We start from the raw sequence: 23,503 nt of genomic DNA, 5'->3' as shown, positions 1-23,503 counted from the left end.
TGTCAACCGCCCGCGGCAGCGAGCGCCTCTTGCGGTGCCATACCGTCATGAATGACAAGCTTGAAGGCACGTGCCGCCATCGTGGTGTCGCCATGCCCCCAAAGATTTCGTCCCACCACCGCACCCTTGGCCCCAGCGCGCAATGCATCGGCTGTCTGCGTCAGAGCACCGAGCAGATTGTCCGCCTTCGGACCGCCCGCGATGACGATAGGAACCGGGCAAGTGGCGACAGTTTCCTGGAATGAGTCGAAATCCCCGGTGTATCCGACCTTGATCACGTCAACGCCGGTTTCAAATCCGATCCGCACGGCATAGGCGATTTCGTCGGGAGTGAAAACGATCTTGCCACCGTTCGAATAGTCACGGGGATAGACATGCGCAATGATCGGCATTTCAAAGCGGGCAGCGGCGTTGACGGTATCGGTCAGCCAACGAATGTATTCGCCCTCCGTATTGCCGCGCACCGGAATGGCAACAGCCAGCGCATCAGCACCGTAGCGCACCGCATCCTCAGGCGTCGCGATCAACTGACGGATTCGGTCGTCCGGCGTAAAGCAGCCTGCCTGAATGACCAGTGCCGCCTTGCCGGCATAGGCGGACCACAAGTGACGCGCAGCCCCGGGCTGAATGCTGATATAATCCGGCTGCCCGGCCATCACCCGCTTCAGAGCGCCCGGCAGATCCGCCAGGCCACCCTCACGGACATTGCCGTAGCCAACGAAGTGGTCGACGGCACCGCCGAACAAATGCCCAGACGGATGTGAAAACAGCCGCGACAGGCGAATTTTGGTTCCAAGGCCCATATCGATGCTGCCCCCTCTACAAGGTTTGAATTTACACTGAGGGACCCTAACTCGAAAACAAACGAATATTCAATATTTCGATTTCTTTCGTTTTGATTTATGTTTACGATTGCGGCGGCCGGCGCATCTAGATGTCGCCTTTTTTACGCGTTTTTGACCACAGCGGTTGACCATGCATTTTCGTATTTCGAAAGCTCGGCAACCGCGACCTGTTCGAAGGGCAATTCGGGATCACACATGCTTGCGGAACAACGGCGACATCAGATTGTGCTGGAACTTCAGCGGACAGGCCAGGCGCGCACCAGCCAGCTGGCGGAAAACTTCGGCGTCTCTGAGGTGACCATCAGGTCCGACCTGGAAATCCTGGATGCCAAGAAGCAGCTGATCAAGACACATGGCGGCGCGATCGCTTTGCCGGCCAGTTCGCCCGCGGCAGCCTTCGAAGAGCGGATGAACCGCAACTTCGACGCCAAACGACGTATCGCACAGATGGCGGCACGCCAGATCATCGATAACCAGTCCGTGGTGTTTGACAGCGGCTCGACGTTGCTGCAGGTCGCCATGCAGATGCCGCCGGTCAACAATGTCGTGGTGGCCACAACGGCCATGAATATTGCCCAGCATCTGATGTATCGGCCGGGGCTGGACGTGCATATGATTGGCGGTCGCGTCTTTCCCAGCACCGTCAGCACAATCGTGTCGGATTCCGACAAGGCCGTGGGCGGTCTTGTGGCCCATCAGGCCTTCCTCAGCGCCCATGCAATCGACCACTCATTCGACGTCGTTGATGTCTCGGAAGACATTGCCCGCACCAAACGCAATCTGGTGCGAATGGCCAGGCGCGTGATCCTCGTGGCGGATTCCAGTAAATGGGATATCGGCGCCTCGTCGAAGGCATTCTCGCTGTCACGGGTCGATTTGATCATCACCGACACGGGCATGCCGCACGGCATTCGCAGTCGATTGGACAAACTGGGCGTCGAAGTGCGCTATGTGTAGGTGAGTTCCGCATTTGCGGCATTGGTTAGCCTGCAATTTGTGCTTTATGTCACAAGAAATTTTGCGCATGCGATATTGTCAGGCTACAAGCGTCGTTCAAAAGCCTTTTCACTACTGACCGCCTTTGCGACATCAGCTGATGCAGACTTGCCTTGGCGCAGTGCAACCAGAATTGCCAATGGATAAGATGACGATCAAAACCATGGACGACTTCGCACGGTCCTGCGGCGTTTCTCGTCCAACGCTTTCGAGATATTTCGATAGCCCGAGCAGCGTAAAGCCGGCAACGCGCAAACGCATCGAGGACGCGCTGTCGCAATCAGATTACCGCCCAAATCTCTATGCCCGTAACCTCAACCGCAAGAGGACGCGGAACATCGGCATTCTCGTGCCGGTGATCACAGATCCCTTCTACGCCGAAATGGTCAATCGCCTGGAGTTGCTCGTCCGCGGTGAGGGTTACTGGCCAATCGTCATTTCGTCCCACGGTTTGCCCGATCTTGAAGCCGAGGCGGTGAACACAATTTTGTCCTTGAAGGCTGCTGGCGCGATCATCGCGCCTTTAGGTCTTAGGTCCGAGCCTGGCATCTTCGAGAAGCTGCGAGACAGCATTCCCATGGTGTATTTCGATACGTTCATCGAAGGCAGTACACCCTTCATTGGCAACAACAACGCCCAAAGCGTTGCGACGATTGTCGACTATCTTTGTCGATCTGGCGAGCCGCCTGCATATTTCGACATTCCGCATGTCAACCACAATTCCGGCGAGCGGCTGGCAAGCTATATTGCCACAATGGAGACGCTCGGGTTTGAACCGGTCGTGGTTGGCGACAGCGAGAGTTACGGCTGGGATTTCGAACGTATGGGATATGAACAGATCGACGCAATGATCACCGCTGGTACGCTCCCAGGCAAGACAATTCTCTGCGCGAACGATCGCCTTGCCTTCGGCGCGATGGCAGCCGCCCATTCGCGTGGCCATCGCGTCGGCCGCACGAAAGACAGTGATCTTCGCATCGCCGCCCATGACGACCACCCCCTTAGCCGCTACACTTGTCCGCCATTGACGACAATGGCACAGGACTTCACGGCCATGGCGCGCGGCAGCGTTGACACCCTGCTTTCGATGTTGGACGAATCCGATGATTCCGCACAGGTCATCGCACGAAAAATCACACTCGACGGTACCTTGGTGATGCGTCAGTCGGCGTGATTTACAAAGCTGCGCCATCCGGCAACCGCCTCCTCTACCGCACGCCTCGCCGCCGGAATATGCCGCCCCATCGAAACGAAGCCATGGATCTGATCCGGCCAACACCGCAGGATTAGAGGGATACCCGCCTCGGCAAGCCGGCGAGCATAGGCCTCGCCTTCATCTGTGAGGATGTCATGGCCCGCGATCGCAACGAAGGCTGGTGGCACACCCTTGATATTCTCGACGACCAGGGGTGAGACGCGCCAATCACCAATATCAGCTGCATTGCGGACATAGTGATCTCGGAACCAACGCATGGTCGAGGCAGTCAAACCGTATCCTTGCGAAAACCTGACATAGCTGTCGGCCGTCTGTCCCGCATCGGTGTTGGGATAGAGCAGGAGTTGGGCCGAGATTTTCGCCGCAACGCCGTCTCGCGAAAGAAGTGATAAGACAGCGGCCAGATTGCCGCCGGCACTATCGCCGGCGACCGCGACCCGATCTGGATCAATGCCAAGCGCGCTTGCCTGCTCGACCACGTAGGCCAGAGCCGATACGCAGTCTTCCAATCCAGCCGGGAACTTGTGCTCGGGGGCCAGTCGATAGTCGGGGCAAAATACGATACAGGCACCGACATTGGCAAACCACCTGCAGATCTCGTCATGGGATTCAAGCGTGCCGACGACCCAGCCGCCGCCGTGGAGATAGAGAAGTGCGGGCGCATCCGCGTTCGGAGCGCCGACGCCGCGATAGATCCTGAGCGGGATCGGGCCACCCCTCCCGGCAATTGTTCTGTCCTCGATGGCCGCCACCGGCTCGCGATCACCCTGCAATGTCGGACAACCCTCATCATAGGCAGCGCGCGCCTCGCTCACTGTCCCGAGTTCAAAGGGCGCCTGGTTGGCGGCGCGACCGAGCGCCAGGACGTGGGCGGCGCCAGGATCCAATCGATGCTTCATCGCTTCACCTCAGCTAAGCAGACTGCGAGCTTCATCTTCGCCGAGCAACGGCGGTTGCGCGACGGTACCCGCAATCGTAGCCGCGCTCCGGCTCTCGCTGGATGCGAGTGTCGCTTCCATGATCTCGAGAACATGAAGCGCCAAATCGCCGGAGGCACGCGGCGCCCTGCCCTCGCCAAGAGCGCGGACGAGATCGGCAACGCCCAGCATGCGATAGTTGGCGCGATCCGGCGCGCTATAGGGCCAGTTCAGGGCGCCATACAGCTCGCTCTCGCTTGCGAAATTCTTCCATTCGGCACCGCGCTTTGACAACGAGACTGTTCCGCCGAACGTATCAGGATCTGGCAAGCGCAACGAACCCTCAGTGCCGTGCAACTCGATCGGATGATTGGAGTGTCGAAAGACATCCCACGATGCGCCGAAATTCACCGTCGCGCCCGACTGAAACTCCAAAAGCGAGAGCACATTGGTCGGCGTTCCGACCTTGAACCTGGTGTTCTTGAAGGGGCCGTCAGCCGTAATCAGTCGCTCTTCCTGGCCTTTGGTCGCCATCGCCACGACGCTTTTCACCGGGCCGAGCAGATTGACGAGCATCGTCAGATAATAGGGGCCCATGTCAAAGAGCGGGCCACCGCCAGGTTGATAATAGAATTGCGGATTGGGATGCCAATGCTCCATGCCGCGGCCGAACATGAATGCAGTGCCTGTGACCGGGCGGCCGATTGCACCTTGATCCATCAGGCTTCGTGCACGGCGGCCGGCAGCGCCAAGGAATGTATCGGGAGCGGAACCCAACAGAAGATTCCGACTTCTGGCTTCCGCCACAAGCTTACGGCCCTCGGCTGCCGACGTCGCGAGCGGCTTTTCGGTGAAGACGTGCTTGCCCGCGGAAAGCGCCGACATCGTCACGTCGAAATGCACGGCCGGGATCGTCAGGTTGAGAACAAGGTCGACTTCGGGGTCGGCCAGAAGCGCATCGACCTCCATTGCCCGGATGCCGTATTCCTTCGCCCTCAACGCCGACATGTCGGATGAGATGTCGGCACATGCCCGCAATTCGAGCCCGCGAAATAGGGCCGCGTTGCGCAGATAGGTCATCGAGATATTGCCGCATCCGATAATGCCGACGCCCAGTCTGGTTCCCATAAATGGCCTCCCGCCCAATTTCAGATATTTCGACCTCTACCAGCGGACATGGCTCCGCGACCATCGCCTTTAGTACATTTTATTTCTTGACGCGCGATAATTTTTTATAAAGCATGCGGAAATGGTGCTCTGGCGAGAGTTTCTCCCCACCTTACCATCATGCCAATAGCGTCGATCATCCCGGTCCAGCGGCATATCATCGAAGGCCTGGCGCAGGGCGACATTAAGGAAATAGGGCATGAGTATCAAAGACCTGAAAGTTGGCTGCCAGACATTCACCTGGGAAATGCTCGGGAAAAACTGGAACGGCGGTCCGGACGATCTGCTGAAGGCGATTGCGGAGGGTGGCTACGCGGGCATCGAGATCACCGACACGATGATCGGCCACTACGCAGATACTCCCAATGATTTCGCCGCGTCCCTGAAGAAACATGGCCTGACGCTCGTGTCTTTCGCGATGGGCTCGAAAAGCGGCTTCACAATCAAAGAGGAGATTGCAAACGACCTTGAGGTTGCGCGGCGCTGGATCGATTTCGCGGCAAACTTTTCCGGCGCCCTCGTTTCGATCGGCTCGGCGACGGTGGTTTCCGAAGGGCCGCGGGAGGCGAAATTCGAAATCGCTGCGGAATTCTACAATCTGGCCGGCGAACTGGGCAAAGCTTCGGGCGTGGATATCGCCGTGCACCCCAGCTCGCACCACAATACCTTGCTGTTCGACCGCGGCGATTATGACAGGATCTTCTCGCTTATCGACAGGAACCTCGTTGGCTGGGTGCCGGATACCGGCCATATCCTGCGCGGCCACGAAGATATTTTCGATACGCTGCGGACCTATCAGGACCGTATCCGCTATCTGCATCTCAAGGACGTCGATGCAAACGGCAAATGGGCCATGCTTGGCAAGGGGGTCTGCGATACGCCTGCCGTGATCGACATCGTCGCTGCCGCGCCGCGCTTCAATGGCTGGCTGGTCCTGGAAGAGGAGTCAAGCATCGCCGCTACCGACCCTGCAGCTGCCGTAAAGCTGAACCGCGAAACGATGCGCAGCCACGGCACCTGAAGAAAGAGTGACGATCCGAAAGGGAGGCCCGCGGCTGCGGCCCTGCTCGGCTCGGCAGATCGCTCAGTTCGCCTATCTCAAATCCTACGTGAAGGCCAGGAATGGCAACCTTTGCGCAATCCGTGTCGTTCGTCGACTGGCTCCTTCGACACTACACGCTTCCTGTTTCCGTGAACTTTTTCCGGCTTCTAGCGTATGGCCTTCGTCAAAACCAAGCTTCTGCGAAAGCTCCGCGACACCGATGTCGAGAAGTACGGACAATGCGGCCGCACTCTGCTGAGCGGCCTTCGGCTTGTCGATATCGAACGGATCGACCGTGTTGTTGGCCTTGGCGGCATCAGCATTGAGGCCCGAGAGATCCTGCTGCTGGTTCGCCAGGGTCCAGTTACCGGGCGTGATAGTTGCCAGCGTTTGACCATGATCGTCCTGCTTGGCTGGTTGCCCGATGACGGGGACCGGAATGCCGGGGCCAAGTCGGCCTTAATTCATTGTAAATTTCAGGTAACCGTCGCAAACCATATTTCGTTTGGGTCAGTTGCGACATCTGAAATTTCGCCCAATATTTTCTCGTCGGACCATCCGTTTGGAAACTCACTCTTCCCCAGATTTCCCGTCCCCGAGCGATGTCCGCCACCCTCTTCATCTCCATCCAACACATGTGTCTCAGCGTCAGGATCGAGGAGGCTGGGCTGCTCATTTGTAGTGTTGGTGCTACTGCTTTGCTGATTATACCCCACCTGCAGACCGCTGGCGCTGGCGAGCTGCTTGGCCATATCGTCGAGCGTCGCCGCCGACATAGAAGCGCCCGCGAAAGACCCGGAGACCAGCGCGTAACCATTGTCGTTGAGCGTCAGCACGAGCGAAACGGTCTGGCCGTTCGGCAGCGTGATCTCCGCCCGGCGGGTCAATTCATCACCGACGCCAGTCAGATACATGACCGTACCGTCGGCAAGTGTCTGGGTCTGATCGATCTGATCGCCCAGTGAGACCGTCGATTCGCTCAGCCCCCGCTGGCTTGTTCAACGAGGGGTGTGGTATACTCGCCCCATGACGAAATTACTTGAACATGCGGTTGATACCGTCCGCGCCCTGCCCCCTGCGATGAAGGACGATCTTGCACGGCTGTTGCTGCAACTCGCTGGCGAGGAGCAACCCGTCATTCAACTTACCGCGGAAGAAGCCGCTTCGTTCGCGGAATCTCGCGCCCAAGCTTCGCGTCGTGAATTTGCGACCGACGACCAGGTACGCGCTGTTTGGGCAAAGCACAGCCTTTGAATCTCCGCTACACCCCGAAGGCACTTGCCGAGCTGGACGCTATTCTTGGCTACATTGCCGAGCGATCACCACAAGGCGCGCGTAACGTTCAGGCGCGCATTCAGGCAATCACCACGCTTTTAGTGCAACATCCCTACTCCGGCCAGCTCACCAGCGAAAGCGGCTTGCGCCGGATCGTGACGCCGCCCTACCCCTATTTGATCTTCTAGGAAGTGACGGCCGAGGATGTTGTGATTATCGGCGTTCGCCATGCGGCACGGGAGCCAGAGCAGCCGAACGGCTGATGCGCAAAATTCAAGAATTATGACGAAACCGCTTGCTCCCGATTCCAGGCGCTTAACCCTCGCAACAGCTGAGCGGGTACTGCCTAGTTGATGCTACGACTTGATAGCCTTCGAACTCCCAAGCAAAGAAACTGCTTAGCGCCTTGTCGCGCTTTATGGATGAGCTAGTGGGGGTCATTTGAACATTACGACGCTCAATCACAAGCATCGAATGCCTTAAGCAAAGCGGGGCCGAGCGCTCGGCCGAAAACGTAAGCGCGTAGGCTACCTCACGTATCTTTCGGACTGCTGATCGGCGATTTTCTGCATGAGTCATGCGGAGAATCCTATGAGCGGCAGTGTGAATCACCCTTGAACCTTCGAGGTTTTGACGGCAGAACCCGTCCGGCGTCGCCGCAAGCCGCGGGACTGGTCAGTTGACGAAAAGGCGCGGATCGTTGCCGCGACGCTGCAGCCTGGGGCCAATGTCTCGGCGGTTGCACGGTCTGAAGGCTTGGATCCCTCGCAGCTTTATGGGTGGCGTCGCAAGGCACTGGCATCGGGAGTTGTTGCGCCCCTGACGGAGGAAACGGGCAAGCAGATCAAGTTCGCGCGCGTTGAAGCTTCTGGTCAGATTTTGCGGGTTCGAAGGAATACAAGGCCTACGAAGTCGACGCCAACATTGATCTGTTACTTCGAGTCTGAATGACGAGGCCGGCGGGCCCTCGCTCGCCGCCGGGCTTGCGCTACTTCTTGGTCAGCAGCCAGGCTTTCACCTGACGCGTGAAGGAGTTTGACAACCGTTGCGCCATGACATCGGGCGCCCCGGACGTCGTCGCCGCGTTGATAGCGACAGCGATGAACACGCCGTAGCCGTTGCCTCGCATGGAGAGGTCCTCACCATGAATGTTCTGCGCCTCGGCAATCAGCTGGCCTGTTTTTGCGTCTTCAAGCCGGACAGTTCCGTCGATGAGGCTGTCATGGCCGCCGATGATCCTGGCCTTCTTGGTGCTGACGTCGAAGACATGCAGGGTGACAACCAGCCGGCCGCGGGTGGGGCCGCCAGGCAAGCCGATCAGATCCTTCTCCATCGTGCTCTTCAGCGTGCGGATCGCATCCGCCTGCTGCTGGACTGCCAGCTTATCGTCGATGAAGCCCGCGGTCCGCACATCGGGCGCTGTTTCGACGCGGATCTCGCGCACTGAGGTCCGTTGAAGTGCCGCAACCAGCCGTGGATCGGTTGTGACACAGGAAGCCAGCGCGCCGGCCAAAACCAGTGCCAGACAGACGCGAATGCTCTGCCTCAGTCGTTTGAAGAGATCGCTCGTTGCAAAAATCATAACGTTACCCCTTGTATTACCGCCGCCCCGATGTGCTTTCGAAAAGTAGTCCGGCATCGTCCTAGTCGACCGTGTCGGCCAGCACGCCGGAATAGCCGATGTCGAGATTGAAATGGCCGCCGGCTTCCGCCGAGGAGCCGCTGATATCGACGTTGCCATCGGCGGCAATGGTGAGATTGCTGCCGACGGTGACGTCTACACAAATCAGCCCCGTGGCTTCTGTGTCGATGTGTCCGCCTTTCCATCCATGTGCTTGTAGAGCTCGATCAGCTGCGATTTCGGGGCTGAACATTTCTTTGATCTGGCGATCTCGGTCAGCACGTTATTGCGGTTGCGCAGCGCATCGATCTCGACCTTCTCAGGTGACTTCGGGTCCATGAAGAACAGAGCGGGGAAGAACAAGATCGCGCCCGTTGCCCCCAAGATGATGTTCTTGCCTTGCGCCTGGGATCGCTCCTTGACGGTTGCAAGGATCTGCCGTTCGTTCGCCTCGAACTCCCGCTGGACCGCTGCGCAGTCGAGCGAACTATCGGTAACGGTGGTCGCTGCGATCGGATGTGCCTCCCGCCCGCCGCAGCCGGAAAGTGCCACCGAACAGCAAAGAAGAGCTGCGAATGAAAAGGAACTCGCCGCCGTTCTTACGTCTCGTAGCTTGCCTGGAATAGTCATGCTGGTCTTACCCTTTGTGTTACCACCGCACCGATGTGCTTGCGAAAAGTAGTCCGGCATCGTGCTGGTCGACCGTGCCGGCCAGCACGTCGGAATAGCCGATGTCGAGATTGAAATGGCCGCCGGCGAGCTTGGTGCCGATCGTCCAGCCGAGCATGTCACCGCCATTGATGTTGAGTCGCGCCTGCGAGGCGACGCGGCCGTAGTCGAGCCCGACATAGGGCCGCAACTCGCCGAGCGCCTTGACCAGGGCTTCATTCCCGGCCCAGGGCGCGGTGCGCCAGATCAGGTCGTTGCGCGAGAAGAAACCGTTGTTGCCGTAGAGCATGGTCTCGCGCGTGCCGCGGACGTTGGAATAGCTGCCGACCGAGATCTGCTCGGCGCCGAGCAGATTGTCGGGCGTATATTGGCCGGTCAGGATCGAGCTCAGTTCGAGATGCTGACCGCCGACATCCAGCGGTCGTGTCACGGTGATCGTGCCGGTGAACTTCGAAAAACGCGGGTCGGCATTGCCGGCCCCGACATCACCGGCATCGACGGCGTCAAACAGGTTCAGGCCGCGGTCATAGGACAGGTCGAAGACCCAGACGCCGCCAAGCATATGCCGCGAATGCGATATGCCGAGATTGCCGACAGTATATCTGCGGCTGCCGACTTCGATTTTGTTGCCGAGAAGGAAATTGTTGGTCTTCTTGTAGGTTAGGCCGCTGTTCAGCGTGGTGATGGAATTCTTGTCGCGGAAGACGACACGATCGGCACCGAGGCCGAATTGGCTCGAATTGCCCGATGTCTCGAGTGTCCCGAAATTCCCCGGCACCTCGCTGTCATAGTCGTACCAGGAACCGTTGGCAGACAATGTCCAATAGCCATAGGGAACACTGACGCTGCCGGAATAGTTGTCGCTCTTGCCATTTCCGTCGCCCCTCCGGGGATAGTCCGGCCCGGAATGCCCGTAGGAAAAATTGAGCTGGTCGTTAAGACCGAACAGATCGTCGTAGCCGAATGTCAGCGAACTATTTGAATAACCGGTCTGCTGCTGGCCGAGATTGTTGTTGCCGGCGGAAACATGCCAGGGATGGTCCGGTTTGTTCTCGATGTTGAGGATCGACGTGCCTTCGATCTTGCCCGGCAGCATCGCCGTCTTTGCCTTGTTTACGGATAGCCGGTTGATCTGGTCGAGCCCCTGCTCGATGTCACGCAGATTGGCGATATGGTCCTTCATGCCGGGAAAGGCGGTTGCCAGCACACCGGAGGATGGCGCCGGCTGGCCGTTGATATAGATGTCGGCAAGCCTGCCCTCGATGGCGACGAGCTTGAGCACCTTGGTTGCGGCAATATCCTGGGCCGGCACGTAGACGCGCGAGGTGACGTAGCCCTTGTCGAGGTAGATATAGGTGAGATCGCGCATCAGCGTGTTGATCTCGGCGACGCCGACACATTTGTCGCGATAGGGCGCAAGCACCGTGTCGATGACTGCGGCCGTAAATTGCGTCACGCCGCTGACTTCGACATGGGTGATGCGAACGCACGCCCCGCCCGTCGGCGTCGGCATGGACGGTTTTTGATCGACCGTCGCTGGATTGGGCGTGATCGTCTTTAAGTCGTTTAGGCGCTGCTGCTCGCTTTGCTCGGCCTGCCGGCGCGCAAAATCGTCGGCCGGCGACTGGATGGCAAGCGCCGGGGTTTCCGGCGCCAGCGACAGAAGCAAGACGATCAAGGCAGACCTGTGCCAGTTGCAGAAAAGCATGACTGCTGGACCGACCCTATTTCGAGGCCGGCTTGTTCAGCGCCTCAAGCGCTGACGACAACCCTTTGAGCGAGAACTTGATATTGACCTTCTGGCCATTCATCAGTTGCACATGGCCGATGCCGTCGCTGTTTTTCTGCAGTGTCGCCACTGCCTTGGCATCGAGCTTTTGCTGGGCCCAGCATCCGGACTGGTTGCAGTTGCGATAGGCAAGCTGCACCACCGGCTTGTCGCCGGCGTCGATCCCAAGGCCTGCCGGCAAATACATGTTGAGCGGCACCAGCGCTGTCAGAAGAACATCGGACGCGGCAGATTTTCCGCTCTTTTGCGTTGCTGCCGACGCAGACGGTGGCGCCGCGACGAAGGCGAGCGTCAGCACGTTGACGTCCTGCTCGCCCTGCTTGACGGTGGCGATCTGCGCCACCTCGCAGCTCGAAACCGGCGCACCATCTGCCGCCTTGCCGTCGAAGCAACGGTAGTACCAGCTGTCGAACTTCGTTGCATGAACCTGGGGCTGTGCCGGCTGTCCGCCCTGCGGAGCTGACGTGGACGCATCCTGTCGCGCCGGGGCCGGATCTGCGGCCGGCTTGGCGGGCAGAACGGCCTGAGCAGTATCTTCGGCGAAACCGGGAGAGCCATGCACCACACACGACACGAGGATTGCAGCTGCGACACGTCTTGCCAAAACGGTGTCGATCAAGAACTTCGGCGTCATTCCGTACGTCTCCAATGACTTTGATCGGTTCATGATGTTGGATGAACCGACGAGTGCTCGTTGCAGACCGTCGTGGCCGAACCATCGAGTGAAAGTCATTGGGAGGTTGACATTCGCATCGGGTGCACGGCGACCAGTGTCTGCGTCATTGATGCGAGAATGCGTATGCCACGGGGAATTCTTCCAACCGTGAGCAAACGGCTTGCCATCATAAGATCGTGCGTTGGTTGCGCCGAAGAACAATGGATGCCAGCTCATCTGGCGTCAATCCGGGTCCAAAATTTCAGGCTCCGGCCGTCGCTATCCAGCTAAAGCACTCATTTCTGGGTGAATAACAGGATGTGCCTTACGATTATGCTGCTTTGCCAAGCGCGTCAATGCGCTCCCACTAATACAACTTATAGACAATTAATTATCGTCAACGGCTCTTTATTCAAGATTGAGTTGTTTATTGGGAATGCCTGCCTCTCGCGTGGCAACGCGACTGCCAGATATTCCTGGACGCAGCTCGAGGCGTTTCCTTCGCCTGCTGCCTGTCGACATCAGCAGCGATCCCCTACTAATCACTCAAAGGATTGAATCACGCGGGCCGGGCAGATGCAATAATGCGTTTTTCAACGGTGCCGCCCACTTGTGGATGACGGCTGCTCCGTATGGCAGCGGTGGCGGTCATCGCGTGATTGGGGCACGATGTCTTCCTTCAGCATGGAGCGACGGCCGCTTGCGCGATTGCATTCCGACAAGACAAACTTTTTAATAGGCTCGATCAAAAGACACGACATTCAGGGCTGGCGTATGGAATCAACGCATTTATTCGAGTTGGTGATCGTCATGTTTGTAGCGATCATCGCACTTCACTACGCCGCTCACAGGTTCGCAATGCCACCATCCGTGGCGCTGCTGGCCGGTGGCGGCGCGCTTGCCTTCTTGCCGGGCTTGCCGACTATCGAAATTGATCCAGCCTTGGTGCTGGTCATCTTCCTGCCGCCTCTGCTTTTCGACGGCGCCTGGTCCATCGCTTTTGGTCGCTTGCGCCGCCATATGATCGGGATCGCTTCGCTGGCCATCGGCGCGGTTTTCTTCACTTGCGCCATCGTGGCCGTGGTGACCCACCTGTTATTCCCGTCGCTTCCCTGGGCAGCTTGCGTGGCACTTGGAGCGATCGTTTCGCCACCTGACGCCGTTTCCGCTCGGGCGGTGCTCGAGCGCGTCAAGCTGCCCCGACGTCTTCAAATCCTGCTGGAGGGCGAAAGCCTGCTCAATGACGCAAGCGGTCTGGTGCTCTTCCGCTTCGCCATCGCCGCTGGAGTAACTGGCGCCTTCAGCACCGTGGATGCGGTGGAAAGCTTCTTCCTGCTGGCATTCGGCGGTGCCGTCGTCGGCATCGCCGTCGGTACAGCATGGGTCCTGTTCGTGCGTCGGCTAGGTGACGAATATCTGATCATCGCTGCCACCACTCTCCTGGCATGGATTTCCTATCTGCTCGGCGAACGGATCCATGTTTCGGGTGTCATCGCTGCCGTAACCACCGGTCTGATCATGAGCTGGCACCAGCATACCGTCCTGTCAGCTTCAATACGCATGCGCGGTTCGTCATTCTGGACCGTCATCGTATTTCTGATGGAAGCCACGGTTTTCATATTGATTGGCTTGTCCTTGCGAGGGGTCGTTGAACGCGGAGGCGGCATCGACGTTGTCCTCGCAACGATGGGATTGCCGATACTCATGATCCTGATCGCGCTCACTCTGGCGCGCTTTGCCTGGGCGTTCGGATCTGACTTCGTCATCAGGCTATGCAATCTCATCGGGCTTGATCGATACACGCCGCTTGGATTGCGCGGCGCAACCGTGCTGAGTTGGGCGGGTGTGCGCGGCGTGGTCACGCTTGCGTTGGCGCTAAGCGTGCCTGAAAGCTTCCCTGGCCGCGACTTCATCCTGGTGACTTCGTTTGCCATCATTCTTGGAACCGTGCTTTTGCAAGGTACCACGCTGGGCCGCTTGATTGGGTGGGCGCGGTTGACTGAGCCAGAAGCGGGCAAGGCGCGCTTCACCATGAGCCAGGCCGAAGCCGCCATGGCCCAGGCGCAATGGGCGACCATTCAAACGCTGGCCTACGACAGCGACGGTAATCTTGTTCACCCACAATTGCTGAACCGTTATCAGGTCAGAGCCGAGAAGATTGCCGATTATGCCGAGCGCACGGACCACTACACGCCGATGCTCCACGCCCATTTCGATGTTGTTTTGGAGGCGGTCGCGACTGGTCGCCGTGAACTCATACGGCTTCACCGCGCTGGCGATATTGACGACGAAACGCTGCACGAACTGGAACGAGACCTTGATCTCGAAGAGCTGAGCGCGATTTCTGCAAAATCCTGATGGCTTTCAAGCCGTCACCTGGCGGCAGAAACGCTTCTCGGGGTATGAGCTCGAATATTCGTTCTATTCGCAGCTCACCCCGTCCGATCGTCCGTCTGTTTCAACTGAAGGAACTCAAGTTGCCGTTTGGTGAGATCGCCAGGCAACTCGGTCGGCATCTCTAGACGATCTTTCGCAAACTGAAGCGCAACCAGATCTGAATGCCGCCGGAGGCGGTTTCAATCCGTCAATGTTGAGCCTGACGTGCCAGCTGTGTGGCGCACCTCCGGCAGGCGCCGCCGCCTTGGCCGCAAGCTCGCCCGATCGTTCAAGCAATTAAGAGGCGTCGCGCCAAATCACCCCGAATTTCCGCTGTTGGCGGCAGAAGCTGATGGCGCACCCTTGACAATTCGCGGCAACGGGATTTTGATATCAAAATCCGCTATTAAAGACACGTGTCCATTATAACGGATTAATCGGCAAAAATCCGAGCCATCAGGGGAACGTCATGACAATCAATCTCTTCAAGGCGGCGCTCGCCGCTTCCTTCGCCCTCTCTCTGTTCGCCTTGCCGGCGGCAGCCCAAACTCCAAGCAAACTTGACGAAGTGCTCGCTCGCGGCCATCTGGTTCTTGGCACCGGCAGCACCAATGCGCCCTGGCACTTCAAAAGTGCCGACGACAAGCTTCAGGGCTTCGATATCGACATGGGACACATCATTGCCAAGGCACTGTTCGGTGACCCCGACAAGATCGAATTCGTCAACCAGTCTTCCGATGCGCGCATTCCGAACATCACCACCAACAAGGTGGATATCACCTGCCAGTTCATGACCGTGACCGGCGAACGTGCGCAGCAGATTGCCTTCACGATCCCCTATTATCGCGAGGGCGTGGGATTGATGCTGAAGGCCGACGGCCAATATGCCGATTACGCAGCGCTCAAGGCTGCCGGCTCCGCCGTGACGATTTCGGTGCTGCAGAACGTCTATGCCGAAACCATGGTGCATGCCGCCCTGCCAGAGGCGAAGGTCGACCAGTATGATTCCGTCGACCTGATTTACCAGGCGCTCGAATCCGGCCGTTCCGCTGCTGCCGCCACAGACCAGTCGTCGCTTGCCTGGTACATGACGCAGAACCCCGGCCGCTACAAGGATGCCGGCTATGGCTGGAACCCCCAGACCTATGCATGCGGCGTCAAGCGCGGCGATCAGGACTGGCTGAATTTCGTCAACACGGCTCTTCACGAGGCCATGACCGGCGTCGAGTTCGACTTCTATGCCAAGTCCTACAAAACATGGTTCGGCAAGGATCTCGCACCACCGCAGATCGGCTTCCCGGTCGAATATAAGTAAGTCTCCGCACAATGGTCCGGGTTTGCCCCGGACCATTCGCGCCTCATCTGACGGACGGCTTATATGGGCTATGCATTGAACTTCTCTGCGGTCTGGCGCAGTTTCGACCTTCTTCTGGAAGGTCTGGCACTGAGCCTCGGACTTGCGCTTGCGGCGATCCTCGCCGGCTGTATCATTGGCCTTTTCGCGGCCTTCGCTTTGGTCTCGAAGGCTGCCTTGCTTCGCAGCCCGGCGCAGATTTATGTGACGATCATCCGGAACACGCCAATCCTGGTCCTGGTGCTCTTCACATTTTTCGCCATGCCGCAACTCGGTCTTCGCCTTGGCAAAATCGAAAGCTTCATCGTGACGCTCGCCGTCTATTCCGGCGCCTATCTGGCCGAAGTCTTTCGTGGCGGGCTTCTCTCCGTGGCGCCGGGCCTGCGCGAGGCGGGTCTCGCCATTGGGCTGACAGAGGCGCAGATACGCACCTCGATCACCATGCCGATCATGATCCGCAATGTGCTTCCGTCGCTGAGCTCGACCTTTATCTCGCTCTTCAAGGACACCTCGCTTGCCGCCGCCATCGCAGTACCGGAACTGACCTTCGAAGCGCGCAAGATCAATGTCGAAACCTTCCGCGTCATCGAGACCTGGATGGTCACGAGCGGCCTTTACGTTGTCACCTGTTCCCTGCTCGCCGCGCTGTTGCGTCTTGCCGAGCGGCGCCTATCGATACCGAGGTGAGCGCCATGGAAATCTCCCATTTTCTCGACCAGGCCTGGCTTGCACGTATCCCGCTATTGAAGGGCCTCGGCGCCACGATTTCCATCTCGTTTCTGTCGATCGTCATCGGCACGTTTTTGGGGGTATTCGTCGGATTGGCGCTGACCTATGGCGGGGCAGTCTTGCGATTGTTCGTCCGCGCCTACACGGATTTCATCCGCGGCACGCCGGTTCTGGTTCTGGTCCTTGCCAGTTACTATGTCCTGAGCACAATCGGCATCGACCTCGGCCCATTCCAGGCAGGCGTTCTTGCGCTGTCGGTCTTTTGCAGCTCGCATGTCGGCGAACTTGTGCGCGGAGCGCTTCAGGCGATACCCCAAGGGCAGACGGAAGCGGCCAAGGCAATCGGCCTTACCTTTCCGCAGACCTTTGCCTACGTGCTTGGCCCCCAGGCGCTTCGCCATGCCTTGCCCGCCTGGGTCAATACCGCGGCCGAGATGGTCAAGGCTTCAACGCTGCTGTCGATCATCGGCGTCGCGGAACTGCTGCTTAGAACACAGGAAGTCATATCTCGCAGCTTCCTCAGCCTCGAATTCTACTTCTTCGCGGGCTTCCTCTATTTTGTCATCAATTATGGCATCGAACGCTTCGGCCGCTACGTCGAGCGCAAGACCGCCATTTCATCGTGAGGCTCACAGCGATGCCCAACGCACTCCTTGAAATACGCGATCTCCACAAGAGCTTCGGCCCCGTCGAAGTCCTCAAAGGCGTCGATTGCAGCATGCGCCAGGGCGAGGTGATCAGCATCATCGGCTCGAGCGGTTCCGGCAAGACGACGATGCTGCGATGCATCAATATGCTGGAGGAATTCCAGGGCGGATCGATCAGCATCGACGGCGAACCGATCGGCTATGAGACCATCGGCGGGGTTCGCCGCCGCAAGAAGGAAAAGGATATCGCTCGCCAGCGGGCCATGACCGGCATGGCCTTCCAGCAGTTCAACCTCTTTCCGCACATGACGGCAGCCAACAACGTCATGCTCGGCCTGATGAAGGTCAAGAAGATGGAGCGCGCCGAGGCACGATCGGTCGCCGAGAAATGGCTGGACCGGGTCGGTCTTTCCGCCCGGATGGACCATTTCCCCGGCCAGCTGTCCGGCGGCCAGCAGCAGCGCGTGGCCATTGCCCGAGCGATCGCGATGAACCCGAAGTTGATGCTGTTCGACGAAGTCACGTCGGCCCTCGATCCGGAGCTCGTCAACGAGGTGCTCCAGGTGATCAAGAACCTTGCGCAGGATGGAATGAGCATGCTGCTCGTCACCCATGAGATGCGCTTTGCCTATGAGGTGTCCACCCGCGTCATCTTCATGAACCAGGGGCGCATTGGCGAACAGGGTGATCCGAAGGTCATGTTCGTCAAGCCCCAGACGGAGCGGCTTGCAGAATTTCTCAAGACCTCAACCTTCAACTAGAAATCGGGAGTGATACTTTGACAATCAAGCGCTACGGCACGGGAGAAACGGGCGCCGGCAGGCAAGCATTGCCGTTTGCACGCGCGGTCGAGGCCAATGGCTGGCTTTACGTTTCGGGCCAGATTGCCATGGAAACCGGCGAGGTCGTTGGTGGTGGCATCGTGGCCGAAAGCCGCAAGGCAATTGAAAATCTGATCGCGATCCTGCATGAGGCTGGTTACGGTCTCGAAGATGTCGTCCGCGTCGGGGTCTGGCTCGACGACCCGCGCGACTTCTGGAGTTTCAATGGTGTCTACGCCGAGTACTTCGGTGCAAATCCTCCGGCACGCGCTTGCGTGCAGTCGCGGATGATGGTCGATTGCAAGGTGGAAGTGGACTGTATCGCCTACAAGGAAAGGTGACGCCTCACGCATTGTTGCGTGATGCTCGAGAAATGGAAACGCATGGATGAAGCCCTCGACACGATAAGCCGGAGAGCGCGCGGTCTCGACCGAGCCTTTGAGATACTCGAATTTCTCCGGCATCGGCGTCAGCCCATGCGGCCGAACGAGATCGCCCAGCATATTGGCGCGCCGCGTTCTTCGGTCTATGAACTCGTCAACCTGCTGATCCGGCAAGGCGTGCTCGAATATCGCGGCGACGACGGCCGGGTCTTTCTCGGTCGCAAGCTCTATTTTCTCGGCGCGGCCTATGCCGAGCAATTCGATCTCATGCGGGAATGCGACCGGCTGCTTGCAAGGATTGCCGAGGAGACCCGCGAGACCGCGCAGATGTGCCTGCTTGAAGGCGACAAATATCTCGTCGCCTTGATGAAGGAGGGGATGCGTCCGTTCCGGATCTCGACAAATGTCGGTGAACCGGTGGCAATTCCGTGGACGGCGTCCGGTCGTCTGCTGGTGACGCATATGAGCGACCAGGAAATCATCGATTTGATACCGCCTGAGGACTTTGCGCTTCCGGACGGTTCGGTACTTGCACCTGCCGAATTCATCCGGCAGGTGCGACAGGCGGACAAGGATGGCTTCTTCACCTTCAACAGCATCGTCGACAGTTTCACCCATTGCCTGGCAGTACCGATCTTCGGGCCGGGTCCTGTGTGCATCGCCACCCTATGCCTGGTAACGCCGAAGGAAGACGGGATCAAAAATCGGGACGGTTATCTCAGCCGTTTGCTGGAAGCAGCGTCCGAGCTTTCAGAAAAGCTCGGATACACCGCTGGCTCGAATACCCCTGCGGTACGATTGATGCAGCGATCCGAAATGTAATGCCACGATTTCAAAGTCATAAGGGCGCCCGGCGCGGCATATCCGCCCTACGGCTCCTTCGTGGCTGTGTTATTTTAGTTCTGCAAGAAGCGCATCGGCTCGCTTGTCTATTGCGATCTTGGAGACCTTCAAGGCCGAGACCAGCCCGATGAACGGGTGGTGTCAGTAGTGCCTAATGATCTGCCACTGACCTTTCATCCGGCTGCGTTTGAGGCTTTTCGGTTTCGAACCGCCCCCAAACGTTGGTAGCGGCCGACGAGCGCGTCCTCAATGTTGTTTTTGGCGCGGCGGTAACGCCTCTCTCCCAGCTGCAGGCTTGGCAGGCTTCCTGACGGGCGATCTGATCGCCTGTGTTTGTTTGCCTTGACGATATTTTTCTGGTTCATATGAATCCTGACGAACGCAAATTATCTTGTTTAGGCAATGACGTGAGATCATTTTTTATCGGCCAATACCCGTCCGGTCGCAAGCGGAGACCGAGGCATTGAGTTCATTGGCCTCGTTCCAGCCACTCTATTCCCTGTCTGGATTGGTCGTCGGTATGCTGGTCGGAATTACCGGCGTCGGAGGCGGCTCGCTGATGACGCCGCTGCTGGTGCTGCTCTTCGGCGTCCATCCGGTGACGGCAGTTGGAACCGACCTGCTCTATGCGGCAATCACCAAGACGGCGGGCACGGCTGTCCACGGGAGGCACGGCCGCGTCAACTGGAAGATCGTCGCTACGCTCGCAGCCGGCAGCGTTCCTGCAGCGCTTCTAATGCTGTGGATCATGGCTGGCGTCGATCGCAGCAGCGTCTCGGTCGCCCACGCAATCACGCTGTCGCTCGGCTGTTTGCTGCTATTGACTGCGACGATGCTGGTTTTTCGCGGCCAGCTGCTGGTTGTGTTGGCCGCAGCGCGTCGGCGACGCGGCGACCGTGACGCAATGAGCCCGCGCACCGTCGGCGGCCTGACGCTGCTGCTCGGGCTCGTCCTTGGCGTCCTGGTCACCATGACCTCGGTCGGCGCTGGCGCGCTCGGCGTCACGGTGCTGCTGGTGCTCTATCCACGCCTCGACGTTCGCGAGATCGTCGGCTCCGATATCGCCCACGCCGTGCCGCTGACACTAATCGGCGGCATGGGTTATTGGGCAATCGGCAGCATCGACTGGATGATGCTCTTTGCCCTGCTTGTCGGCTCGATCCCCGGCATCGTCGTCGGCTGTCTCTTGGCGCCGCGACTGCACGAGCGCGTCATCCGGATGGTCCTTGCCGCCATCCTCGTCATCGTCGGCTGGAAGCTCATCTCCGGCTAATGGTGACCGCAAGCGCTATCTATTGTCCCAAGACATTCTTGGAATAGGAGGGCGCGACGGCCGAGTTGAGGCGCCCCTCCCCGTGAGCTTGCGAAGACCTAGCTCCTGAACAATCCGGCGTGCGGACTTGGGCGCGATCGACAGCGCCTTGGCGATCGTCTCGCCTAAGGGCAGCGTCTGCAGAGCAGCCCGCCGGTGGGTCATTGCTCGATTTCCGATGCGCCGTTGGTGGCAAATTCCGCATAGACGGATGATCGGGGTTTTTCCGCCCGCCATCCCAGCCGGGGCGCAGGCCTGTCTCGAATAAACAACTCAGTCTTGACTAGAGATCCGACAGGCGGCGCTCAGAACTCTTCCCAGCTTTCGGCAGCGGCGGAGGTTGCAGCTGAGCGCCGGGACATCGCGACCGGAGTTCGCACTTGCGAGTGCACGGGTGCAGCCGGCGCCCGCAGGCGGGTTGCCGTCTGACGCAGGCTCGAGGCCTGATGAGTTCCAAGTCGAAAGTTGCCGAGCAGGCTTTCGAGACTAACGCTCTCCTGCGCAAGACCGGCACCTGACGCGTTCATTTCTTCCACCATCGCCGCATTCTGCTGCGTCGCCTGGTCCATGTGATTAACGGCGGTATTGACCTCCGCAAGCCCGGCTGACTGCTCCTGGGCTGCGGTCGCAATCGCGTCCATATGCACGTTCACCGTCTGGACAAGGCCTTCGATTTCGCCAAGTCCCTCGCCGGTTTCGCTGACCAGTTTGACACCTTCGCCGACGGCTGCCGCAGAATTGCCGATCAGCGTTTTGATTTCCTTTGCCGCACTCGCAGACCGCTGAGCAAGTTCGCGTACCTCCTGAGCGACGACAGCAAAACCCTTGCCTGCTTCGCCCGCTCTTGCGGCTTCGACACCGGCATTGAGTGCGAGAAGATTGGTCTGGAACGCAATCTCGTCGATGGCTCCAATGATCTGGCCGATCTGGCGCGAAGACTGTTCGATGCGCTCCATGGCCGTCACCGCGTTGCGCACGACAGCGCCAGAGCGATCAGCGCGGACGCGCGCCTCACGCACAACGTCGCGCGCCTCGGCGGTGCGCTTGGACGTGGAAACGACATTGGCGGTGATCTCTTCCAGGGCAGCTGCGGTTTCTTCGAGCGAGGCTGCCTGTTGCTCCGTGCGGCGCGACAGATGGTCGGAAGCAGCAGAAATCTCGCGTGCACCACTGCTGACTGTCGACACCGATCCCTCGACGCTCTGCAGCGCCTCGCGCAACTGGCGTACGGATACATTGAAATCATGGCGCAGTGTCTCGAACTGCGGCGCAAGTGGCGCTTCGATCTCGCACAGCATATCTCCGGACGCCAAGCGCTTCAGGCCGGCCGCAAGCGAGGCAGTCGCCTGTGATAGCCGCGCGTCGGCCTCCGCTTCTGCCCGTCGCTGCGTGTCGATCCGCTCCCGCTCAGCGGCAACGCGGTTCTCCTGCGCATCTGTTTCCAGCTCTTTGTTGCGAATCGCCGCCTGACGGAAGACCTCAAGCGAAATAGCCATATCGCCCACTTCGTCGTTGCGTTCGACAAAGGGAATGACCAGATCACAATCGCCTTGCGCCAGCTTCTGCATGGAAAGCGTGAGGGATCCAATCGGACCGACGACGCGGCGAACCACTATAACCAACCCAGCCAACCCCATCACCAATGCTCCGATCAGGAGTGCGCTATAGGCAATAACTCCCTGCAAAGCGGCCGATGCCAGATCATTAGCCGTGTCGTTCAAAACCACCATTGCCAGCAATGCGACGTCGGCAATGCTCGCCTGACCCTTTGTACTTCCGACTTGCCAATCGTCCAGACTAACGCCGGCCACGCCGCCGCCCGACACGCTCTTGACGATCGCATCGCGCATGTCGGCAAACGCACCGGTGAAATAGGTCGCCTCGGCATTTGCAAACGCTGCCTTCAATGCGTCGGCAGTCTTTGGATGATTGACTAGGGTCTTGACCTGGGACCATGCAAATGCTGAGCGGCCCAAACTGGACGTCATCTCCAGGATCTCTGCTTGCGACAGCGGCTTACCAATGGCAGTCGCCTTGTTGATGACGAGGGCCGCAGCGCCGACCGAAGCCCGGGTCGCCCAAGCATTGGCACGGATTTGAACGAGGTCCATCAGGGAGTTGTCGAGCGAGCGAATGCCAGCCTCAGTGACATTCGAGGCCGCTTCAAGATCGCCAAGAAAGCCGCCGCCGAACGACATCAGCCTGTCGCTGACCGCCTTGTCGCGCGCCTCAAGTGGCAATCCCAACTGGCGGTCAACCTCCTGGCGCAGCGCCATATTGCTATCGTAAGTGCTTTTGATCTTATCCAGCAGCGGTGAAAGCTGCGAATCGTCAACGAATGCGGTCGCGGCAATGAGATCGGCGACGCCAACATCCACCTTGGTGCGATCCACTGGAACCATCTCAAGCGTGCTCTTTGCAGTGTCTGCCGCAGCAGTCAGGACCGTAACGCTGTGGCCCCGCTCCAATCGGTAGTTCAGGAGAATGGTAAACAGCGCCTTGTCCACGGCTGTGCGGTTCGACACTTCTTTGAACGTCCTGTAGCCGACGTAGGACTGGTAGAGGGATTTGCTAACAACGGCGCTGAGCGCCAAGCTGATCAGCACGAATACCGTGACGAGAACGTTACGAATTGAAAGCATCGATTTTTCACCAAAAGAGCCGATATTGGAATGCACCCTAAAAATACCGAACGTCGCATAATAACTGCTTAATGATATTGCTCTTGTCGCGCACGGGGAGAAAAAGCCTGCAAGACGACGATGTGAAAAGGTTGCCATTGCGTGACTAAAACGAGAATGACCCAGCGTCTCCTTTGTAAGCGGACAGTCGTTGCTCGCCAGGAA

General features: G+C 58.7%; 24 protein-coding genes. 14 read left to right on the top strand and 10 right to left on the bottom strand.

Annotated elements, in window-relative coordinates; translation table 11 throughout:
- Window positions 1-2 precede the first annotated feature (2 nt).
- A complete protein-coding gene (locus tag AB4Z52_RS16860) occupies window positions 3-803 on the bottom strand; it encodes an aldolase (protein WP_442219079.1) in 801 nt (266 codons plus the stop codon).
- Window positions 804-1,040: 237 nt separating this feature from the next.
- Here AB4Z52_RS16860 and AB4Z52_RS16855 point away from each other — a divergent pair, with 237 nt between their 5' ends.
- Both AB4Z52_RS16855 and AB4Z52_RS16850 read left to right on the top strand, forming a co-directional pair.
- Window positions 1,041-1,802 (top strand): DeoR/GlpR family DNA-binding transcription regulator, encoded by a 762-nt coding sequence (locus AB4Z52_RS16855; protein WP_442219078.1) that lies wholly within the window; start codon window positions 1,041-1,043, stop codon window positions 1,800-1,802.
- A 178-nt stretch (window positions 1,803-1,980) separates the two neighbouring features.
- The gene (locus tag AB4Z52_RS16850) at window positions 1,981-3,015 is read left to right on the top strand and encodes a LacI family DNA-binding transcriptional regulator (RefSeq protein WP_442219077.1); all 1,035 of its coding nucleotides are present in this window, start codon (window positions 1,981-1,983) and stop codon (window positions 3,013-3,015) included.
- Here the strand turns inward: AB4Z52_RS16850 and AB4Z52_RS16845 are convergent.
- Together AB4Z52_RS16845 and AB4Z52_RS16840 are read right to left on the bottom strand one after the other, a co-directional pair.
- The gene (locus AB4Z52_RS16845; protein WP_442219076.1) at window positions 3,003-3,956 is read right to left on the bottom strand and encodes an alpha/beta hydrolase; all 954 of its coding nucleotides are present in this window, start codon (window positions 3,954-3,956) and stop codon (window positions 3,003-3,005) included. The genes AB4Z52_RS16850 and AB4Z52_RS16845 overlap by 13 nt on opposite strands.
- 9 nt (window positions 3,957-3,965) lie before the next feature.
- Window positions 3,966-5,102 carry a Gfo/Idh/MocA family protein gene (locus AB4Z52_RS16840; RefSeq protein ID WP_442219075.1) on the bottom strand — a complete coding sequence of 379 codons (1,137 nt, stop codon included), beginning with the start codon at window positions 5,100-5,102 and terminating at the stop codon, window positions 3,966-3,968.
- 238 nt (window positions 5,103-5,340) lie between these two features.
- Between AB4Z52_RS16840 and AB4Z52_RS16835 the strand changes: the two genes are divergently transcribed.
- Complete coding sequence (locus AB4Z52_RS16835) at window positions 5,341-6,162, top strand: sugar phosphate isomerase/epimerase family protein (RefSeq protein ID WP_442219074.1); 822 nt, start codon at window positions 5,341-5,343, stop codon at window positions 6,160-6,162.
- Between the two features lie 497 nt (window positions 6,163-6,659).
- Here AB4Z52_RS16835 and AB4Z52_RS16830 read toward each other — a convergent pair whose 3' ends face one another.
- The gene (locus AB4Z52_RS16830) at window positions 6,660-7,097 is read right to left on the bottom strand and encodes a hypothetical protein (RefSeq protein WP_442219073.1); all 438 of its coding nucleotides are present in this window, start codon (window positions 7,095-7,097) and stop codon (window positions 6,660-6,662) included.
- A gap of 112 nt (window positions 7,098-7,209) precedes the next feature.
- Here AB4Z52_RS16830 and AB4Z52_RS16825 point away from each other — a divergent pair, with 112 nt between their 5' ends.
- The 3 genes from AB4Z52_RS16825 (at window position 7,210) to AB4Z52_RS16815 (ending at window position 8,409) form a co-directional block, all read left to right on the top strand.
- On the top strand, window positions 7,210-7,437 hold the full coding sequence (locus tag AB4Z52_RS16825; RefSeq protein ID WP_442219072.1) for a hypothetical protein: 228 nt from the start codon (window positions 7,210-7,212) through the stop codon (window positions 7,435-7,437).
- Window positions 7,434-7,646 (top strand): type II toxin-antitoxin system RelE/ParE family toxin, encoded by a 213-nt coding sequence (locus AB4Z52_RS16820; RefSeq protein WP_442219071.1) that lies wholly within the window; start codon window positions 7,434-7,436, stop codon window positions 7,644-7,646. Before AB4Z52_RS16825 ends, AB4Z52_RS16820 begins: the two co-directional genes overlap by 4 nt.
- A 442-nt stretch (window positions 7,647-8,088) precedes the next feature.
- Window positions 8,089-8,409 carry a transposase gene (locus AB4Z52_RS16815; protein ID WP_442219070.1) on the top strand — a complete coding sequence of 107 codons (321 nt, stop codon included), beginning with the start codon at window positions 8,089-8,091 and terminating at the stop codon, window positions 8,407-8,409.
- 37 nt (window positions 8,410-8,446) lie between these two features.
- Here the strand turns inward: AB4Z52_RS16815 and AB4Z52_RS16810 are convergent, their stop codons facing one another.
- From AB4Z52_RS16810 to AB4Z52_RS16795, 4 genes are all read right to left on the bottom strand, one after another.
- Window positions 8,447-9,040: a hypothetical protein gene (locus AB4Z52_RS16810; RefSeq protein WP_442219069.1), complete on the bottom strand. Its 594-nt coding sequence runs from the start codon at window positions 9,038-9,040 to the stop codon at window positions 8,447-8,449.
- A gap of 204 nt (window positions 9,041-9,244) precedes the next feature.
- Window positions 9,245-9,709, bottom strand: coding sequence for a hypothetical protein (locus tag AB4Z52_RS16805; RefSeq protein ID WP_442219068.1), 465 nt, complete (start codon window positions 9,707-9,709; stop codon window positions 9,245-9,247).
- Window positions 9,710-9,728: 19 nt separating this feature from the next.
- Entirely contained in the window at window positions 9,729-11,456 is a 1,728-nt protein-coding gene (locus AB4Z52_RS16800; RefSeq protein WP_442219067.1) for a ShlB/FhaC/HecB family hemolysin secretion/activation protein, read from the bottom strand.
- Window positions 11,457-11,472: 16 nt separating this feature from the next.
- Window positions 11,473-12,171, bottom strand: coding sequence for an invasion associated locus B family protein (locus tag AB4Z52_RS16795; RefSeq protein ID WP_442219066.1), 699 nt, complete (start codon window positions 12,169-12,171; stop codon window positions 11,473-11,475).
- Between the two features lie 795 nt (window positions 12,172-12,966).
- On the opposite strand from AB4Z52_RS16795, the gene AB4Z52_RS16790 reads away from it, so the two are divergent.
- The 8 genes from AB4Z52_RS16790 to AB4Z52_RS16755 all read left to right on the top strand — a co-directional run bounded on the left by AB4Z52_RS16790 (window position 12,967) and on the right by AB4Z52_RS16755 (window position 20,618).
- A complete protein-coding gene (locus AB4Z52_RS16790) occupies window positions 12,967-14,550 on the top strand; it encodes a Na+/H+ antiporter (RefSeq protein ID WP_442219065.1) in 1,584 nt (527 codons plus the stop codon).
- Window positions 14,551-15,037: 487 nt separating this feature from the next.
- A complete protein-coding gene (locus AB4Z52_RS16785) occupies window positions 15,038-15,883 on the top strand; it encodes a transporter substrate-binding domain-containing protein (RefSeq protein WP_442219064.1) in 846 nt (281 codons plus the stop codon).
- A gap of 63 nt (window positions 15,884-15,946) precedes the next feature.
- Window positions 15,947-16,609 (top strand): amino acid ABC transporter permease, encoded by a 663-nt coding sequence (locus AB4Z52_RS16780; protein ID WP_442219063.1) that lies wholly within the window; start codon window positions 15,947-15,949, stop codon window positions 16,607-16,609.
- 5 nt (window positions 16,610-16,614) lie between these two features.
- Window positions 16,615-17,277 (top strand): amino acid ABC transporter permease, encoded by a 663-nt coding sequence (locus AB4Z52_RS16775; RefSeq protein ID WP_442219062.1) that lies wholly within the window; start codon window positions 16,615-16,617, stop codon window positions 17,275-17,277.
- Between the two features lie 11 nt (window positions 17,278-17,288).
- Window positions 17,289-18,059, top strand: coding sequence for an amino acid ABC transporter ATP-binding protein (locus AB4Z52_RS16770; protein ID WP_442219061.1), 771 nt, complete (start codon window positions 17,289-17,291; stop codon window positions 18,057-18,059).
- Between the two features lie 17 nt (window positions 18,060-18,076).
- Window positions 18,077-18,460 (top strand): RidA family protein, encoded by a 384-nt coding sequence (locus AB4Z52_RS16765; RefSeq protein ID WP_442219060.1) that lies wholly within the window; start codon window positions 18,077-18,079, stop codon window positions 18,458-18,460.
- Between the two features lie 42 nt (window positions 18,461-18,502).
- On the top strand, window positions 18,503-19,324 hold the full coding sequence (locus AB4Z52_RS16760) for an IclR family transcriptional regulator (RefSeq protein ID WP_442219059.1): 822 nt from the start codon (window positions 18,503-18,505) through the stop codon (window positions 19,322-19,324).
- Window positions 19,325-19,808: 484 nt separating this feature from the next.
- Window positions 19,809-20,618 carry a sulfite exporter TauE/SafE family protein gene (locus AB4Z52_RS16755; protein WP_442219058.1) on the top strand — a complete coding sequence of 270 codons (810 nt, stop codon included), beginning with the start codon at window positions 19,809-19,811 and terminating at the stop codon, window positions 20,616-20,618.
- 15 nt (window positions 20,619-20,633) lie between these two features.
- Here the strand turns inward: AB4Z52_RS16755 and AB4Z52_RS16750 are convergent, their stop codons facing one another.
- Both AB4Z52_RS16750 and AB4Z52_RS16745 read right to left on the bottom strand, forming a co-directional pair.
- A complete protein-coding gene (locus tag AB4Z52_RS16750; RefSeq protein WP_442219057.1) occupies window positions 20,634-20,822 on the bottom strand; it encodes a helix-turn-helix domain-containing protein in 189 nt (62 codons plus the stop codon).
- A 140-nt stretch (window positions 20,823-20,962) separates the two neighbouring features.
- Entirely contained in the window at window positions 20,963-23,299 is a 2,337-nt protein-coding gene (locus tag AB4Z52_RS16745; RefSeq protein WP_442219056.1) for a methyl-accepting chemotaxis protein, read from the bottom strand.
- Between the last annotated feature and the right edge of the window lie 204 nt (window positions 23,300-23,503).

Source organism: Rhizobium sp. 2YAF20 (genome assembly GCF_052114685.1).
In the GTDB taxonomy this organism is placed as follows: Bacteria; Pseudomonadota; Alphaproteobacteria; order Rhizobiales; family Rhizobiaceae; genus Rhizobium.
Note: the sequence above shows the minus strand (reverse complement) of the source record. Positions and strands in the feature narration are given on the sequence as shown.